The sequence below is a fragment of the Alteromonas sp. PRIM-21 genome, from assembly GCF_027563165.1.
Taxonomy (GTDB): domain Bacteria; phylum Pseudomonadota; class Gammaproteobacteria; order Enterobacterales; family Alteromonadaceae; genus Alteromonas; species Alteromonas macleodii_A.
This window is the reverse complement of the sequence record NZ_JADOEK010000005.1, coordinates 109,429-127,324: the sequence shown is the minus strand read 5'-3', so window position 1 is coordinate 127,324 and position 17,896 is coordinate 109,429. Positions and strand designations below refer to the sequence as shown.

Genomic DNA, 17,896 nt, shown 5'->3' with positions numbered 1-17,896 from the left:
ATTAGATGTTTGCAGAAAGCCCTATTAAGCGCCGAAAGTCTACGCGTATTAATGTAGGTAACGTTCCTATTGGTGATGGTGCTCCCATTGCTGTTCAATCTATGACAAATACTCGCACCACCGATGTGGCTGCGACTGTCGACCAAATAAACCGTATTGTTGCTGTGGGCGGCGAAATTGTTCGCGTATCGGTACCCACTATGGAAGCTGCTGAAGCCTTTAAAGAAATTAAGCAACAGGTAAGCGTACCACTTGTTGCAGACATTCATTTTGACTACCGTATTGCGCTTAAAGTAGCTGAATACGGTGTAGATTGTTTGCGGATAAACCCAGGTAATATTGGCAATATGGAGCGTGTACGTTCGGTTGTCGATTGCGCAAAAGATAAAAATATTCCTATCCGAATCGGTGTTAATGGCGGTTCTTTAGAAAAAGATTTACAAGAAAAGTATGGCGAGCCCACACCAGAAGCCCTTGTCGAGTCAGCGATGCGCCATGTGGACATTTTAGATAAACTCAATTTTGACCAGTTCAAAGTAAGCGTTAAAGCATCGGATGTATTTCTTGCTGTTGGCGCATATCGCTTGCTGGCGCAAAAAATAGATCAACCTCTGCACTTAGGTATTACTGAAGCGGGTGGCCAACGCGCTGGTGCAGTTAAGAGTGCGGTTGGACTAGGAATGCTTCTTGCTGAAGGTATTGGCGATACCCTTCGTGTTTCACTAGCGGCCGACCCAGTAGAAGAGATTAAAGTTGGCTTTGATATTTTAAAGTCACTTCGCATTCGCTCTCGTGGTATTAACTTTATTGCGTGCCCCAGTTGTTCTAGACAAGAATTCGACGTTATCGGCACCGTAAACGCGCTAGAGCAACGATTAGAAGATATTCTCACCCCAATGGACGTGTCTATCATCGGTTGCGTGGTCAATGGTCCTGGCGAGGCCGAAGTGTCTGATCTGGGCCTTACAGGTGCGCGCAATATGAGCGGTCTTTACGAAGATGGAAAGCGCGTAAAAGAGCGCCTTCCAAACGATGATTTGGTAGACAAGTTAGAAGCAAGAATTCGAGCTAAGGCATCTCGCATGAGCGAGCAAAACAAAATTCAGGTCTCGGTAAAAGACTAAGAGAATTTTTGTTCATTGTTGTTTATTCCCAAAGCCCCTATAATGCGGGGCTTTTCACTATTTAGCAGTATGAGAATTTCACGTGGCTAAGACTATTCAGGCAATTCGAGGCATGAATGACTGCCTACCGGAGATTTCCGGTACATGGCAGAAGGTAGAATCTGTACTTCGTCAAGTGGTGGCGAGCTATGGATACCAGGAAATACGTACTCCCATCGTTGAAAGCACTGACCTATTCAAACGCTCTATCGGTGAAGTCACCGACATCGTTGAAAAAGAGATGTACACCTTCGAAGATAGAAATGGCGACAGCTTGACGCTGCGCCCGGAAGGGACGGCCAGTTGTGTGCGTGCAGGTAACGAACATGGTTTATTGTACAACCAGCAGCAGCGTTTGTGGTACATGGGGCCCATGTTCAGACACGAACGTCCACAAAAAGGACGCTATCGTCAATTCCATCAGTTTGGTGTAGAAACCTACGGCATGGACGGGCCTGACATCGATTTAGAAGTTATTCTTCTTAGCGCACGTTTTTGGAAAGCGTTTGGTATCGAACAGCATGTAAAGCTGCAAATAAATACTTTAGGTTCAAACGAAGCGCGTGCGGCTTATCGCGATACGCTAGTTGAATTTTTAAAAGAGCGCGCTGACCAACTAGACGAAGACTCATTGCGTCGACTTGAAACAAACCCACTTCGCGTACTCGATTCTAAGAACCCTGATGTTCAAGCTGCTATTGCCGATGCGCCAGCGCTAATCGATCACCTAGATGAAGAATCTAAAGCTCACTTTGATACGCTGTGTTCGCGCTTAACCCAAGCAGGTATCGAGTTCGAAATAAATCCTCGCTTAGTACGCGGGTTAGATTATTACAACCGTACTGTGTTTGAATGGGTTACCGATAGCCTAGGTGCACAAGGTACAGTATGTGCTGGCGGTCGTTACGATGGCTTAGTAGAGCAGCTTGGCGGTAAAGCTACACCTGCGGTAGGCTTTGCTATGGGTATCGAGCGTTTGGTACTGTTGCTGACTACACTAACCGAAGAAGGTCAAGATACGAGCTTCGCCGACGTATATGTAACGGCAATGGGTGATGAAGCGCAGTCTTATGCTATTGAAGTGGCAGAACATCTTCGAAATACCCTTCCTAACACTCGCATTATGATGCATTGTGACGGCGGAAACTTTAAGAAACAGTTAAAACGTGCAGATAAAACCGGCGCGCGTTTAGCGCTGCTTTTAGGTAATGATGAAATGCAGTCTCGCGAAGTGGGTGTTAAACCTCTGCGCGACGGTCAAGAACAAATTACGGTCAGTTTTGATGCCTTATCTGATAAGGTTGCAGAGATGCTGAGCGCAAAATAAATAGAGGACATCATGGAACAGTTCGCAACAGAAGAACAACAAGTAGAAGCGATTAAGCGTTTTTGGAAAGAGCACGGTACAGCTATTATCGTCGGCGCTGCGCTAGGTTTAGGCGGCCTATGGGGCTGGAGAGCGTATTCTGAAGCTCAAATTGAAAATAAAGAAGCTGCATCGGTTGCGTATCAAAATGCGGTAGAAACATTTGGTACCGAGGGAAGTGACGCAAAAGTTAAGGCCTTCATCGAAGAAAATAAAGATAGTGGTTATGCTAGCATTGCCAGTCTTCTTGCGGCTAAGCAAGCGGTAGAAGCAGGCGATTTAGACGCTGCTGCTTCGCATCTAAATAGCGTTGTTACCTTTGCTGAAAACGATGAAATGAAGATGTTAGCGTCGCTTCGTTTATCTCGGGTGCAAATTGAAATGAACCAGCTTGATGCGGCGTTGTCTACGCTAAGCAATGTTACTAACGACGCATTTGCAGCAGAGGTTTCTGAACTAAAAGGCGATGTGTATCAAAAACAAGGCAAGTTTGACGATGCTCGTTTAGCTTATTCAAATGCGTTAGAAGAAAATGCCAACAATCCGCTTTTACAAATGAAGTTAGATAACCTGTCGGTTTCTGCTGCTCAGTAAGCGATGCCCACTGGGCTGGTGTAAATAATAAAGAGGTACGCAATTTGTTTCACAACACGTGTGGCCGTAAAGGTCGATTTGCTCGCACGATAGGTATGGCATTGGCAGTGTCTATCACAATGTCTGGCTGCTCTACTATTTCAGACTGGTTTGCAGATGAAGAAGAACTAGAAATTCGTCGTTTAAAGCCGATTGAAGCTAAGTTTACTCCTGAATTAGTGTGGAACCGTGATATTGGTGATGGCGTTGACCATTATTTCTCACGTCTACGCCCTGTATACGCTTACGACAAGCTTTTTGCTGCTGATCGCCATGGCGCCGTTGTTGCGATGGAGCCAGAAACAGGAAAGGTGTTGTGGCAAAAAGACTTCGCACAGTTTCGCTCTGAAGGCATGTTGAGTTCGATAACCAAGCTATGGCAAAGCGGTGAAACAGCGCGTATTGGCGGTATTTCTGTTGCAGATAGACATGTATTCATAGGTACCGAAAACGGTTACATAGCGGCAATGGACGCAGAAACAGGTGAGCTTGTATGGGAAGCAACGGTACCTGGAGAAATTCTTGCAGCCCCAGCTGCCGATGAAGGGATCCTTGTGGTCAACACAGGCGCTGGGAGTTTGTTTGGTTTTAATACCCGAACTGGCGAGCAAATGTGGAGACATGAAGGCGATACGCCCCCATTAACGCTTCGCGGTATCTCAGGCCCCATTGCTTCAAACGGCGGCGCTATCGTGGGTACCCCGACCGGTAAAATTCAAGTAAACCTTATTGAAACCGGTGTGCTCGCTTGGGAAACAGTCATCGGAACGCCTTCTGGCGCGACAGAACTTGAACGTATTGTCGATATTGATACTACTCCAGTACTTTATGGCGGAACTATTTACACCGTTTCTTATAACGGCACATTGGCCGCTGTAGAGCTTCGTTCAGGTCGCGTTATCTGGAAGCGCGAATACGCATCATTCCGCAATCTGAATATCGATGGAAACAAAATTTTTGTTGTAGACAACAACTCTAATGTTTATGCCCTTGATAGACGAAATGGCGTAGAGCTATGGTCTCAAGGACTGCTTAAACAGCGTTCGCTAACTGCAGCGACCCCAGTGGGCGAACATATTGTAGTGGGTGATAATTGGGGCTTCCTACACTGGATAGAACAAGAATCTGGTGAAGTAGTGGCTCGACTAGATGTGGGCGGCGACGATGAAGACGACGCTATTTTCGCAGCACCGCTGAATGTTGACGGTAATATTATTGCTGTAACAAGAAATGGCGAAGTAGTCTCGGTACGCGCGCCAAACTAGTACTTCATAGTTTAATACATCCTTTTAAGGGCGTTTTAGGTGTGACCTAAAACGCCCTTTTTATTTACTATTCTATTCGTAGTTTTGTATGAATACCGTTACCTTGATGTAGAACCATTATGCCTGCGGTAACAAGCCGGGATAACGAACATTTTAATTCTCGCTGAGTGGGCAATTATCTATGCGGATTGGTATTAGGTAGTGAACAAGGTATAATGCGCGCATTCTTAAAAGCCTCATCACATATTCTTAATCGTTAGAGAATAAACTTCCCAAACGTTGCTTGATTACATGGTGTGTGTGGCTTGTGCTTTTTTAGCTTTCATGACCCTTAGGATCTGATAAATGTTACCCGTTGTTGCTTTGGTTGGCCGCCCTAATGTTGGCAAATCAACCTTGTTTAATCGCCTTACTAATACCCGTGATGCACTTGTTGCAGATTACCCAGGGTTAACTCGCGACCGTAAATACGGTCAAGCGAAGTTTGAAAAGCGCCAGTTCATTGTTGTTGATACCGGCGGTATTACAGGTGATGAAGAAGGTATTGATGCCGAAATGGCGCAACAGTCATTGTTGGCGATCGAAGAAGCCGATGTGGTTTTATTTTTGGTTGATGCAAGGGCAGGAATGCTGCCCGCCGACCAAGGTATTGCCGATCACCTCAGGCGCATAAACAAGAAAGTATTTGTTGTAGCCAACAAAGTTGACGGTATCGACGGCGATAGTGAAAGCGCTGAATTTTACTCTCTAGGTTTAGGCGAGATAAAGCAAATTGCAGCGGCACATGGCCGTGGCGTAAGCCAGTTACTGCAGGACGCTCTGAAGCCACTGGAAGCAGACTTCCCAGACATGGAAATTGTCGACGAAGAGCCCGAGGAAGAAGAAGATGCCGAAGCTCAGCGTCAGCGTTTACAAGAGTTGCCTATTAAGCTAGCTATTGTCGGAAAGCCAAACGTAGGTAAATCAACACTAACAAACCGTATCTTAGGTGAAGAGCGAGTTGTTGTGTATGACATGCCGGGCACAACTCGTGACAGCGTTTATATCCCTATGGAAAGGGACGAGCGTGAATACATCCTTATAGACACTGCAGGTGTAAGAAAGCGCAGAAAGATCAGTGAAGCCGTAGAAAAGTTCTCTATTGTAAAAACCCTTCAAGCGATTGAAGAAGCAAACGTGGTGTTATTAGTCATCGATGCCAGAGAAGGCATTACTGATCAAGATTTAAGCTTACTGGGTTTTGTTTTGAATTCTGGGCGCTCGCTAGTTGTGGCTGTAAACAAGTGGGATGGGCTAAGCACAGACGTGAAAGACGATATAAAGCGTGAAATGGACCGTCGCTTGGGCTTTGTCGACTTTGCGCGTATCCATTTTATCTCAGCGCTTCATGGCTCTGGTGTTGGCAACCTATTCGAATCTGTGCAAGAAGCCTATATGAGTGCGACCAAACGCATTAATACCGCTTTGCTTACTCAAATTATGGAAATGGCACAGGACGACCATCAGCCACCGCTTGTTCGCGGTCGTCGGGTGAAAATGAAGTATGCTCATGCCGGTGGCTATAATCCGCCTGTTATTGTTATTCACGGCAATCAGGTGGATGACCTGCCAAACTCTTATAAACGTTTCTTAATGAACTATTTCAGAAGAGCGCTAGAGATTATGGGCACGCCTATCAAGATTGAATTCAGAGAGGGTAATAACCCGTTTGAAGGTAAAAAAGCTAATCTGACTTTGGCGCAGCAGCGCAAACGTCGTCGTATGATGTCTTACTACAAAGACAAAAAGTAAGCTTCAAAAGCGTCTTAAATACTTAGGCGTTATTTCTCGTTCAGTTGAAGTAGCGCCTTTATTCTCTCCTTTTCTTCCCCTCGTTGAGTCATAATTACAACTTAGTTGTAGACTTTACGCTGTCCTTTATTTTCAAACGTTTCACTTCTTCTCTCATATCAACGCTTCGCCCCTTTAAAAATAAAGCATTCTTTAGTTGGTAGGTGTTGGAGCCTTTTTTGCAACCCGACGCAATTCGATTTAGGGAAAAACGCATTGTAGTTAACTGTATTTGGACGTCATTTTGTCAGTAGAAAAGTTATTTAAAAGCACCTCACCACTTCAAAAAAATCAAATTTACAACTGGTTTGACAGATACAAACCTCAGGAACAGCAAAAAGTCTATATCCTTAGTAGTGAATTCGAAAAAAGACCAAAACGAAATTTATCATTTACTAAACGTAATAGAGTGAAAAAAGTCTAGCGCTGGCCTTCCAACAGCAGGGTGCGAACCTTTTTCATCATTTCAGACTCTCGTGGTACTTCAACCTTAACGATCAACTGGTTGACAATAGTGTCTGAAAAATCAGGAGGGAAAGTGGTAGACACTTTAACTATCTTGTCCTGTTGTCTAAATACATAGGTTGTTGCGAAAATTGTTGGCGATGTTTCTGAATTTGCACTTAAACCTAGCCTCCACCCAGAAAGCTTATCGTTCACTGTATAAGGAGAGGCTGGGCTAACTTGAGATAGAATTAAGTGCTGTAACTCTGCTGTAGCCGATGCTTTCTTAAAGTCGCTTTCTAATTCCTGTGGCAAAAGTTCGCTTTCATCTGAAGAAAGCTGCGCCAAAAATGGGTAGACGGTAACGTCGACCAAAGCGTCTTCGAAGTTCGGATGTATATAACGAGTGATTGCACCACTAAAAGGGTCCGAAAAAAGCTGGGTGTCTAGTTTAGTAAAGTCACCAATGGCATCTGGAACCTGTAGAGCTAAGTTGTAATTACTTGCTTCAAGGGCAGCAAACAAGAACTCGCTGGTAAATATTTGTTTATGCTTTACGTGTTCAAGCCAGCGAGATACCAGTAAACGTGCAACATTTTCGGTGCTTTGCTTTTCAATAACATTGCTGTCACTGGTTTCTATACCGCTATCAAACGCTGAAGAATCAATTTCAATGCCCCGCCACTGTAGCGTAAATTCCGCGAATTGCTTCGCATTTTGCTTGTGCACATTGGGCGCAGCACCCACGTTAGCGATAAGCAGTTCGTAGTCGTTTCCCTCAGCGTAGGGCAAGAGGTTGTTAAATTTTCCGGTTTCACTGAGTTCTTTGATGAAATTTTCTGGAGAAATAGCATCTTCTTGGCATAAAGTGCTGTCGCTTACGAAATCAGGTTCGAGGTTATTCGTTTCTCGCTGTTCAATACAGGTCTCAAGTAAATCTTCGCTTGGGTAGGTAGAGAAAACAGCAACGCTTTGGTCCACTGAAGATGCCCATGCGAGATTAGAAAAATCGATTATCAACAATAAGCAAAGGGGCAGTATAGGTACTGGCTTGGCGAAACTCTGAAGTAGTTTGCAAAACAAGACTCTGGCCCGCAGCTGCAAAGAATAAAATATGATGTTTTTTGCACTAACGGGCATAATATTAAAAGCCACCTATAGCTGCTGAATTTTCGTCACTGTACTGGTTATTTCACCGTCAGTCACTCGTGTTTTTATCTCATCACCTATTTCAACTTTTTCCACGCTATTCACCGCTGCTTTTTCGGTAAGCGTGATGCTGTAACCTCGGGCAAGTGTTGAAAGAGGGCTTACGGATTGTAAGAGACCTACTTTACTGCCAAGTTCACTTTTCTTACCTTTAATAAGTGCATTTATACCTGAAATAAGCTTGGTATTCGCATAGTTAAGTTTATCTTTTGCTCGCGCTAAATTTGTCGACGGTGATTGATGGTTTAATCTAGACGCTAGCGTATGCAGTTGCTTTTCTGCTTTTGCTAAATCACTTTGCATTTTATGGGTCATGCGAAGCTGTAGCCGGTCTAACGTTTGCCACTGCGACTGTATACGACTTTGTGGGTGCAACGCATTTAAACGTTGTTTCTTTAAAGTGAGCTGCTGTTTATTAGTTTGAATATACTGATGTACTGCCCGTGCTAAGCGTTGTTTTTGCTGACGCAACGTTTGGTAAAGAGCAGTAGAGTCCTGACTTAAAATTTCTGCGGCTGCGGATGGAGTAGGGGCGCGAACATCAGCTACGAAGTCGCTTATTGTGAAATCTACTTCATGACCCACGGCGCTAACAATGGGTAGGGAGCTTGCGGCAACTTCCCTTGCTAGGCTCTCATCATTAAAACACCATAAGTCTTCTAATGAACCACCGCCTCGTGTAAGTAAAAGTACATCAACTTCGGCGCGTCTGTTAGCCGTTCTCAATGCATTTATAAGCTGTAGCGGTGCAGTTTCACCCTGAACCATTGAAGGGTAGACGACGACTTCGGTCTGTGGGCTTCTACGTTTTAATACACTCAATACATCGTGAAGCGCAGCGCCACTTGATGAGGTTATTACGCCGATGCGATTAATACGCTCAGGTAACGGGCGCTTATTAGCAGTATCGAACAAACCTTCATTATTAAGCTTGAACTTTAAGGCTTCAAACGCTTGCTTAAGCGCGCCTTCACCGTCGCTTTCCATGTGCTCGACAACAAGTTGATAGTCGCCGCGCGCTTCGTAGAGGCCTACTGATGCACGCACTAAAATTTTATCGCCCTCTTTAGGGCGAATACGAACGTTGCGATTTGCGCCTTTAAACATAGCCGCGCGCACTTGGGCTTTGTTGTCTTTCAACGTGAAATACCAGTGTCCTGATGCTGCCGCAACGAAATTAGATATTTCAGCAGACAGCCAGATAAGGCCAATTTCGCCTTCCAATACGGTTCTGGCTAAGCGATTTAGCTTGGTAACTGTTAAAACTTGTCGAGACGTAGATGGCGAATTTGTAAACATAAAAAAAATCACTAGGTTTAATACATTTAGAGTTTACCTGAAAACTAAAAAACACTACAATTGCGCCGCAATTAACCCTCAACTGAATAGGTGTTGTTGCATGCTACGTATCATCCAAGAAGCCCTGACGTTCGACGATGTGTTGCTGGTTCCCGGCCACTCGACCGTCCTCCCTCACACTGCAAACTTACAAACCCGTCTAACCCGTGGTGTAACGTTAAATATTCCAATGGTGTCTGCTGCCATGGACACGGTTTCTGAAGCCCGCTTAGCGATTGCGCTAGCCCAAGAGGGTGGTATTGGTTTCATTCATAAAAACATGAAGCCTGAAGAGCAAGCTAAACACGTACGCGAAGTTAAAAAATACGAAAGCGGTGTGGTATCTGACCCGGTAACGGTTGAAGAGAATGCGACCATTGGTGACGTTATATCACTTTCTAAGCGTCTTGGTTACTCTGGCTTCCCGGTGACCGACAAAGATAATAACCTAATTGGTATAGTGACAGGCCGCGATCTTCGCTTTGAAAAGCGCTTAAACCTGCCTATTAGCAACGTAATGACCAAAAAGGATGATTTGGTTACCGTAAAAGAAGGTGCAAGCTCTGACGTAGTGCTAGATTTAATGCACGAACACCGCATTGAAAAAATTCTTGTTGTAGACGATGCGTTCAAGCTTACAGGTCTTATCACCGTTAAAGACTTCCAAAAAGCAGAAAACAAGCCCAATGCGTGTAAAGACTCACTAGGTCGTCTTCGCGTAGGAGCAGCGGTAAGCGTTGGTGCTGGTACTGATGAGCGTATCGCCTTACTTGTTGATGCAGGTGTAGATGTTCTACTAATCGATACTTCTCACGGTCATTCGCAAGGCGTTATTGACCGCGTTAAGAAAGTACGTGCTGACTATCCTGATGTACAAATTATTGCGGGTAACGTGGCTACAGGCGATGGTGCAAAAGCACTAGCCGACGCAGGCGTAGATGCAGTTAAAGTGGGTATTGGCCCTGGTTCAATTTGTACTACTCGTATTGTAACCGGTTGTGGTGTACCTCAAATTACCGCGGTATCTGACGCAGTAGAAGCATTAAAAGATACAGATATCCCTGTTATTGCTGACGGCGGTATTCGTTTTTCTGGAGACATCGCCAAGGCATTAGCTGCTGGCGCAAGCTGTGTGATGGTTGGCAGCATGCTTGCGGGTACTGAAGAAGCGCCAGGGGAAGTTGAGCTTTTCCAAGGTCGTTACTACAAGTCCTATCGCGGCATGGGGTCACTAGGTGCAATGGATCAAAGTCATGGTTCATCAGACCGTTACTTTCAAGATTCTGACAACGCTGAAAAACTAGTACCAGAAGGTATTGAGGGGCGGGTAGCGTATAAAGGTCCTATTGCGAATATTATTCACCAGCAAATGGGTGGTCTTCGCTCGGCGATGGGCTTAACAGGCTGTGCTACCATCGAAGAGATGAATACTAAAGCTCAATTTGTGCGCGTAACCTCTGCAGGAATGGGTGAGAGCCACGTACACGATGTAAGCATTACCAAAGAAGCGCCAAACTACCGTTTAGGTTAAGGCGACCGACGACTGCGAGGCTGGTAATACACCAGCCTTTGTTCTTTATTTAACGGGTAAAAATAAAACATGACCACAGATATCCACGACCAACGCATACTTATTTTGGATTTTGGCTCGCAATACACGCAGTTGATAGCACGTCGTGTTCGCGAAATCGGCGTTTACTGCGAGCTTTGGGCTTGGGATGTGACCGAAGAGCAAATCCGCGAATTTAATCCTCAAGGGATTATCTTGTCTGGTGGCCCAGAGTCAGTAACAGAAGAAGGCTCACCGCGAGCACCTGAGTATGTGTTTGAAGCCGGCGTGCCCGTGTTAGGCGTGTGCTATGGCATGCAAACTATGGCGCACCAGTTAGGCGGTGGCGTACTGGGCTCAGACAAGCGTGAATTTGGTTATGCACAAGTAGAAGTGATTAAACCAAGCCCTCTGCTAGACAAAATTGAAGATGCTATTGGCGATAACGGTGCGGCACTTCTTGATGTATGGATGAGCCATGGCGATAAAGTAGCAGCTATTCCTGAAGGCTTTGAAACCATTGCGCAAACGGCTTCATGTCCGCATGCGGCAATGTATAACGAAGAAAAGCAATTCTACGGCGTACAATTCCACCCAGAAGTGACTCACACACGCCAAGGTATGCGTTTACTTACTCACTTTGTAATGGATGTTTGTAAGTGTGAAAAGCTGTGGACGGCTGGCGCAATTATTGACGATGCTATTGAGCGTATTAAAGAAAAAGTAGGTGACGAGCGCGTCATATTAGGTTTATCGGGCGGTGTAGACTCTTCAGTAACGGCTATGTTACTTCACCGTGCTATTGGCAAAAACCTTACCTGTGTATTTGTAGATAACGGATTGCTGCGCCTTAATGAAGCCGACCAGGTGATGGAAATGTTTGGTGACCACTTTGGTTTGAACATTATCCGTGTTGACGCTGAAGGCCGTTTCCTTGACCGCTTGAAAGGCATTGAAGATCCTGAACTTAAGCGTAAAGCAATCGGAAATGAGTTTGTTCGTGTATTTGATGAAGAAGCGAGCAAGCTTGAGAACGCTAAATGGCTAGCACAGGGTACTATCTACCCAGACGTGATTGAGTCCGCGGGTTCAGCAACAGGTAAGGCGCACGTAATTAAGTCGCACCACAACGTGGGTGGTCTTCCTGAAGATATGGAACTGGGTCTTGTTGAGCCACTGCGTGAACTATTTAAAGATGAAGTCCGCAAAATAGGCCTTGAGCTAGGTTTACCATACGACATGCTTTACCGCCACCCGTTCCCTGGACCGGGTCTAGGTGTTCGTGTACTTGGTGAAATTAAGAAAGAATATTGCGACCTACTACGTCGTGCTGACGCTATCTTTATTGAAGAGCTATATGCAGCTGATTTGTATCAAAAAGTAAGCCAAGCGTTTACCGTATTTCTTCCAGTGCGCTCGGTTGGCGTAATGGGTGATGCGCGTAAATACGATTGGGTGGTAAGCCTTCGCGCAGTAGAGACCATCGACTTTATGACAGCTCACTGGGCACACTTGCCATACGATTTCCTAGGTAAAGTGTCGAACCGCATTATCAATGAAATCGACGGTATTAGCCGCGTGGTTTACGACATCTCTGGTAAGCCACCTGCTACGATTGAGTGGGAATAGATACTAATATAGCCCTTAAGCATGGTTATTCCAAAGTTCAGGAATAACCATGCGAATGAAAATTGCTAGGCGGCAGATGGCAAATTTGTATTAGTACTTACAACGTTTATAAATGCAGTTCTTTTAAGAAGCTTCATCTTAGTTTGATAATAGGAGAAGTTATAACTAAAGAATTGAAACTATTGTTTAGAAAGGGTACGTTTTTTCAAAATAATATATATTATAAAGCGCCAGCTTAACCCGAAACTATCTAAGGCACGCACTAAATTTTTAATGGTGGTTATATAAAACTTACAGTAGTTAGCACTGCACATAGATAGAAACTTTTGATTGCGTTTACTTAATGTTGGGCCCTTGCGAGGTTAAGGTTTATCTTCTCTCATTCTACTAATAATTGGCAAGGTTATTTGTAAAGAACTATCTCAATAACATAATATATCGAGATAACGTGTAAAATCTTTAAAATAGGAATAGGACGTTGTCCAGCACATTGACTTATAGACCTGAAATTGACGGGCTTAGAGCTTTGGCTGTTCTGCCAGTAATTTTTTTTCACGCTGGTTTTGAACACTTCTCTGGAGGGTACATTGGTGTTGATGTTTTCTTTGTCATTAGCGGCTTCTTAATAACTTCTATTCTTCTCAATGAAATAAATAACAATAAATTTAGCCTTATAAGCTTTTATGAGCGAAGAGCGCGGAGAATCTTACCTGCTTTAGCAGTAGTCGTATTTGTTACTATGCCGCTTTCCTGGATGTACTTGAATACCTCACAACTTAAAGACTATTCACAAAGTGTTACTGCTGTAAGTTTATTCGGCTCTAATATTCTTTTTTGGTTAGAGAGTGGCTACTTTCAAGCTGCCTCGGAAGAAAAACCGTTACTGCATACTTGGAGTTTGGCGGTAGAAGAGCAATTCTATCTGTTTTTTCCTATTTTATTACTACTACTTTACAGGCGAAGCAGGGGGGCTTTGTATACGTGGCTCTTTTTAATTTCGGTGATGAGTTTTATCCTTTGTGAATATCTTGTAGTTTTAAAGCCTAGCGCAAACTTTTTTTTACTGCCATCAAGAGTTTGGGAGTTATTCGTAGGAGCGTTTGCTGCAATTTTGATGAAGTCAGTAGATCCTAAGGCGAATGATATTTTGTCTATGGTAGGTTTGTCTTTCATAGTGTTAGGAATTTTTTTGTTTGATGATTATACGCCGTTTCCTAGCGCTTATACTTTGGCCCCGGTTCTTGGCACTTTTTTAGTAATATTATTCGGCAGAAATAACACTCTAGTTAACAAGATTCTCAGTAATAGTCTATTGGTATCAATAGGACTGCTCAGTTATTCAGCTTACCTATGGCATCAGCCAATTTTTGCTTTCGTTAGAGTAAATTCGATCGAAGAACTCGACTTAAATCTCAAATGGATTATGGTGTTAAGCTCTTTGTTTATAGCATTTATAAGCTGGAAATTTATAGAGTCGCCATTTAGAAACAAAAAACATTTTACTCGTGCTCGAATCTTTAAGTTATCATTTTTTACACTCTTGTTATTTTTTCTAATAGGGAATTTAGGAAGTTGGTTTGCAAATGTAGTCAATCCAGGGCAGTTCAATGAAGCTATTTTTTTCAAGTTATCAAAAAATTCAATTAGTAACGAGAAATTGAGACTAGAGTCATGGAGTAATTTGAAAGAAAAAAATGAGCATTCCCTCTGGTATGATCTAGATAAAAATATAGAGAAGGTTATGATACTAGGAAATTCTCACTCAAAAGATATCTACAATACTTTAACGTTCTCGAAGACGAATGGTAAGAATTTTCAATTTTCGAGGTATGGCACTCAAATAAGTGAAGTACCGCACAATATAAATAAAATTCGTCGATTACCGAACTACAAATTTGCCGATACAGTGGTTTTTGCTTCGAGGTACGATCTTGCCGACATAGAAGAGTTTGAGAAAGTCATTTCTCTATTTATAGAAGATAATAAGCGATTGGTTATTATACTAAATACCTTTGAGTTTCCCGAGTATAGAACTAGAAAATGGACAATGGCTGAGTATGTGGCATACGAACACAGTGTCGATGACAAGCTATTAAATTTGGTATCCCCCAGTGACCTAGCAAACATAATCAATCAACAATACTTCATTGCGTATACTGAAAAGAAGTATGCGACCCGACATGACTTTGATGGCAATGTTCATGATATTAATCAAAGGTTGATAGCTTTAGCAAGAAATCACCCGGAAATTAAAATTCTAGATAGAATGGAATATCAGTGCGAAATAAAAAGTGAAGTCTGTTTTGCTGTTTCTAAAGATTTAGAAAAATATTATTATGATTATGGGCACAACTCTATTGCTGGAGCTCGCTTCTTTGCAACAAGAATTGATGAGTTAGATTGGTTTGTTAAACCAAATGAAAAAAAATAAAAAAGTAATGAAAATTCATATTTGGATCGACCAGATTTCGCGTTGTTTATACTCTAATTGCTATTGTAAAGAAGTTCTGAAGTTTTCTATTCAGAATAAATGTCTATTAAGTTTTTAAGTAATGAAGTTATTATCGTGAGCTAAATCGTATAACAAGTTCTGAGCACCTTTTTCATACATATCCTCCTAACCTATTTTTCTTATTAAGGAAAAACTATAACTTCTATCTCATGCAGATATTGTTGTTGCTATTATTTGTGGGGTGTGCTAACACTAAAAATAAATTGATGTCACCTTTCGAGCGGAAATTTTATGTCTTTTGCTACAAAATTTGAGAAGATTAATATGGCGCTCAGCCATCCTTCATTATTTAGAAGTAAAAAAAACTATCTTTTTATTCTTAGTCACATGAGAAGTCGCTCTTCGTTACTATCCCACCTTTTGGGAAGTCATCCAGAAATTTGTGGATATGGTGAGCTACATTATGATTATCCCACTCCCACGTCACTATTCAAAATGCACTTAGAATTATACAAGGATTTGAACGACATTAATGAAAGTAAATACTATTTAGACAAGGTGCTTCATAATAGTTACGTCATTTCTGATAAAATTCTTAGTAACCCGAAAGTTCATATTTTAGTTTTGTTCAGGGAGCCAAAGGCAACGATAAGAAGTCTAGTTAAAATGGGAGAGGCAACTAATAAACCGGAATATTCAAATACGGATAAAATGCTTCAATACTATATTAAGCGTATTTCTTATTTAATAGATATCTCTAAAAAGTACTCAAAAGTACATATTATAGAATCAGACAAAGTCGTAAAAGACACAGCTCACACTCTAAAGGACCTTAGCGATTGGTTAAATTTAGATTCTGAACTTAGTGAAAACTATAACTTGTTTAATAAGACAGGTAAGGCAGGGCACGGCGATCCGTCATCTAGCATAGTTTCTGGTAAAATCATTGAGACTAATAATAGTCAAAGCATTGAACTTGACGAAGATTCGCTAGAAATAGCACTTCAGCACTATCGTAATTTATCAATACTAGCAAATCGTTAATTTACGTTTTTGGTCGTTTTTGCTTTGAACGTTATTTTGAACTGATAATTATGATGTAAATATTGTGATTGAATTCTGGGAAACTTATTAAGTTCACTTGCACAACGAAAGTTTATATATGTTGGTTTAGAAAACAAACTTAAACGTATTTTATCCTATCTTATGTTATAAAAATTTATATCTATCATGTAACCATACCGTCATAAAACTATCATTTAATGGCGACGTCCTCCTTCAAAATTATACTAAAGGTTAAGCCGTGTTCAATTACACAAGCATCAGTCGTTTGGTGATGACGCCCGTTCTCGCCAGCCTTTTCATTCTTGTATTACTCAATGGTGCTTCAATTCTAAAGTCATTTTCTTTGCTTAGCGCATTTGATGAGCTAGAGAATACGTTGGTTCAAGCTGAGCGAGACGTCAATACAACGCTTAGTACGTTCAAAACACAAGTTCAAGAATGGAAGAACGTCTTGCTGCGCGGACACAAAAAAGAAGATAGAGAAAAATACTGGGAACGATTCAAGCAGCGTGAAGCTGATATAACTCGACAGTTCGACCTGATGCTATCAAGCGATGTGGTAAGTGATAGCGTGAAGTCTGATATCAGACAATTTAAAAAAGCGCATGCTGTAATGGCCGAAAAATATCGAGAAGGTTACAGCGCGTTTGTTACCTCAGGGTTCGACCCTAAAGTTGGCGATAGTTTTGTGCGCGGTATCGATAGGGAGCCAGCTAAGCTTTTATCAAGCATCGCATCGGAAATTGCAGCAGATTCTGCCAATGCAATAGCTGAGCTTAAAGTTAATACCCGCACTATGCTTTGGATCATATTATTGGCCGCTGTTGCGCTGTCTGTGCTTTCAGTTGTGTACGTTGTTGCTCGCTTGCGCTCTCATGTTATCAAGCCAACGAAGGCTGTTGCTGCGTGTATATCGAACTTAGCTAATAGCCGCTATGACTATGAGTTAACTTATACAAGTGAGCACGAACTAGGTATGTTGGCCGATTCCGCCCGAGCGTTGCAATACAAATTAAAAGATTCGGTTGCACAGCTTCAACAGGCAGAGCGAGAAATGGAAAAAGCGTTTGGCACCTTGGGTAGTGTTAGCCAATCTATTATGGAGGGCGCCAATGGACAGCGCGATGCCTCGCGTTCGCTTGATAGCAGCACAGATAAGCTTAAAGAAATTGTTCAGAATTTAGTGGCCATCACAGACCAAGTTGCTGTGGCGACAGATAATTCTGAAAAGAACGTGGCAAGTTGCTATGCCACATTTGAAAGTGCTAATGCAGGCTTTAAACAACTAGCTAAAACGGTAACCGAATCCAGCAATATTGTGTCTGAGCTACAAAGTAGAAGCACGAATATCCTAAAAGTGGTGAACGTCATTAATGAAATTGCCGACCAAACTAATTTGTTAGCACTTAACGCAGCAATAGAGGCAGCGCGAGCAGGTGAGCACGGTCGTGGTTTCGCTGTAGTGGCAGACGAAGTGCGTGCGCTTGCGGCTAAAACGCAGCAGTCGACTAAAGAAATCAACGATATATTAAGCAGCTTTGAGGCGGAAGCAAAAGGCGCAGTTGCTGCTATGTCATCGGGCAAGCAGTTATCTGATAACAACGCGGCAGAGGCCGCTACGGCACTTGAAACCCTCAATAATGTAGTGAGAGATATTCAAGAAACCGCGAGCGTAGTGGTGGCACTTAACGAAGCGGCAGATGAGCAAGAAGCGGTGCTACAGCAGGTGGAAGCAATTATAAGCAACGTAGTGACATCGTCAGAAAAATACCATCAGCTTGCGCAGCGTGATGACATGTCTCGCTCAATGAAAAGTATGTCAGAAAACGTGGAAAAGGTGGTGAACAGTTTGACCCGCTAACTGTGCTTTGTCAGTATTAACCGCAGATGTGGAACGAAAATGTTTCGGAGTAAGCGTCAAGGTGGCTTTTAAAACCATGCCGCTTATTCCTT

At 42.8% G+C, this 17,896-nt stretch carries 12 protein-coding genes; 10 read left to right on the top strand and 2 right to left on the bottom strand.

Features of this window, described 5'->3' with window-relative positions; genetic code table 11:
- Positions 1 to 5: 5 nt before the first annotated feature.
- The 5 genes from ispG to der all read left to right on the top strand — a co-directional run bounded on the left by ispG (position 6) and on the right by der (position 6,218).
- A complete protein-coding gene (gene ispG, locus IW644_RS09600; RefSeq protein ID WP_269917405.1) occupies positions 6 to 1,124 on the top strand; it encodes a flavodoxin-dependent (E)-4-hydroxy-3-methylbut-2-enyl-diphosphate synthase in 1,119 nt (372 codons plus the stop codon).
- An 82-nt stretch (positions 1,125 to 1,206) separates the two neighbouring features.
- Positions 1,207 to 2,490 carry a histidine--tRNA ligase gene (hisS, locus tag IW644_RS09595; RefSeq protein WP_269917404.1) on the top strand — a complete coding sequence of 428 codons (1,284 nt, stop codon included), beginning with the start codon at positions 1,207 to 1,209 and terminating at the stop codon, positions 2,488 to 2,490.
- A 12-nt stretch (positions 2,491 to 2,502) separates the two neighbouring features.
- The gene (locus IW644_RS09590; RefSeq protein ID WP_269917403.1) at positions 2,503 to 3,123 is read left to right on the top strand and encodes a YfgM family protein; all 621 of its coding nucleotides are present in this window, start codon (positions 2,503 to 2,505) and stop codon (positions 3,121 to 3,123) included.
- Positions 3,124 to 3,167: 44 nt separating this feature from the next.
- A complete protein-coding gene (gene bamB, locus IW644_RS09585) occupies positions 3,168 to 4,427 on the top strand; it encodes an outer membrane protein assembly factor BamB (RefSeq protein WP_269917402.1) in 1,260 nt (419 codons plus the stop codon).
- Positions 4,428 to 4,772: 345 nt separating this feature from the next.
- Entirely contained in the window at positions 4,773 to 6,218 is a 1,446-nt protein-coding gene (gene der / locus IW644_RS09580; protein WP_269917401.1) for a ribosome biogenesis GTPase Der, read from the top strand.
- A 459-nt stretch (positions 6,219 to 6,677) separates the two neighbouring features.
- On the opposite strand, the gene IW644_RS09575 is transcribed toward der, so the two are convergent.
- Both IW644_RS09575 and xseA read right to left on the bottom strand, forming a co-directional pair.
- Positions 6,678 to 7,682 carry a hypothetical protein gene (locus tag IW644_RS09575; protein ID WP_269917400.1) on the bottom strand — a complete coding sequence of 335 codons (1,005 nt, stop codon included), beginning with the start codon at positions 7,680 to 7,682 and terminating at the stop codon, positions 6,678 to 6,680.
- A gap of 174 nt (positions 7,683 to 7,856) precedes the next feature.
- The gene (gene xseA / locus IW644_RS09570; RefSeq protein WP_269917399.1) at positions 7,857 to 9,209 is read right to left on the bottom strand and encodes an exodeoxyribonuclease VII large subunit; all 1,353 of its coding nucleotides are present in this window, start codon (positions 9,207 to 9,209) and stop codon (positions 7,857 to 7,859) included.
- A gap of 100 nt (positions 9,210 to 9,309) precedes the next feature.
- On the opposite strand from xseA, the gene guaB reads away from it, so the two are divergent.
- From guaB to IW644_RS09545, 5 genes are all read left to right on the top strand, one after another.
- Positions 9,310 to 10,779 carry an IMP dehydrogenase gene (gene guaB, locus IW644_RS09565; RefSeq protein ID WP_269917398.1) on the top strand — a complete coding sequence of 490 codons (1,470 nt, stop codon included), beginning with the start codon at positions 9,310 to 9,312 and terminating at the stop codon, positions 10,777 to 10,779.
- Positions 10,780 to 10,848: 69 nt separating this feature from the next.
- Positions 10,849 to 12,426 (top strand): glutamine-hydrolyzing GMP synthase, encoded by a 1,578-nt coding sequence (gene guaA / locus IW644_RS09560; RefSeq protein ID WP_269917397.1) that lies wholly within the window; start codon positions 10,849 to 10,851, stop codon positions 12,424 to 12,426.
- 478 nt (positions 12,427 to 12,904) lie between these two features.
- On the top strand, positions 12,905 to 14,857 hold the full coding sequence (locus IW644_RS09555; RefSeq protein ID WP_269917396.1) for an acyltransferase family protein: 1,953 nt from the start codon (positions 12,905 to 12,907) through the stop codon (positions 14,855 to 14,857).
- A 312-nt stretch (positions 14,858 to 15,169) separates the two neighbouring features.
- Complete coding sequence (locus IW644_RS09550) at positions 15,170 to 15,922, top strand: hypothetical protein (protein WP_269917395.1); 753 nt, start codon at positions 15,170 to 15,172, stop codon at positions 15,920 to 15,922.
- A gap of 259 nt (positions 15,923 to 16,181) precedes the next feature.
- On the top strand, positions 16,182 to 17,804 hold the full coding sequence (locus tag IW644_RS09545) for a methyl-accepting chemotaxis protein (protein ID WP_269917394.1): 1,623 nt from the start codon (positions 16,182 to 16,184) through the stop codon (positions 17,802 to 17,804).
- Positions 17,805 to 17,896: the final 92 nt, after the last annotated feature.

What these genes read in the sequence shown, in the direction of transcription:
- ispG (WP_269917405.1), top strand. Translation starts at nt 6, where the DNA reads ATGTTTGCAGAAAGCCCTATTAAGCGCCGAAAGTCTACGCGTATTAAT.
- IW644_RS09590 (WP_269917403.1), top strand. Translation starts at nt 2,503, where the DNA reads ATGGAACAGTTCGCAACAGAAGAACAACAAGTAGAAGCGATTAAGCGT.
- der (WP_269917401.1), top strand. Translation starts at nt 4,773, where the DNA reads ATGTTACCCGTTGTTGCTTTGGTTGGCCGCCCTAATGTTGGCAAATCA.
- xseA (WP_269917399.1), bottom strand. Translation starts at nt 9,209, where the DNA reads ATGTTTACAAATTCGCCATCTACGTCTCGACAAGTTTTAACAGTTACC.
- guaB (WP_269917398.1), top strand. Translation starts at nt 9,310, where the DNA reads ATGCTACGTATCATCCAAGAAGCCCTGACGTTCGACGATGTGTTGCTG.
- guaA (WP_269917397.1), top strand. Translation starts at nt 10,849, where the DNA reads ATGACCACAGATATCCACGACCAACGCATACTTATTTTGGATTTTGGC.
- IW644_RS09550 (WP_269917395.1), top strand. Translation starts at nt 15,170, where the DNA reads ATGTCTTTTGCTACAAAATTTGAGAAGATTAATATGGCGCTCAGCCAT.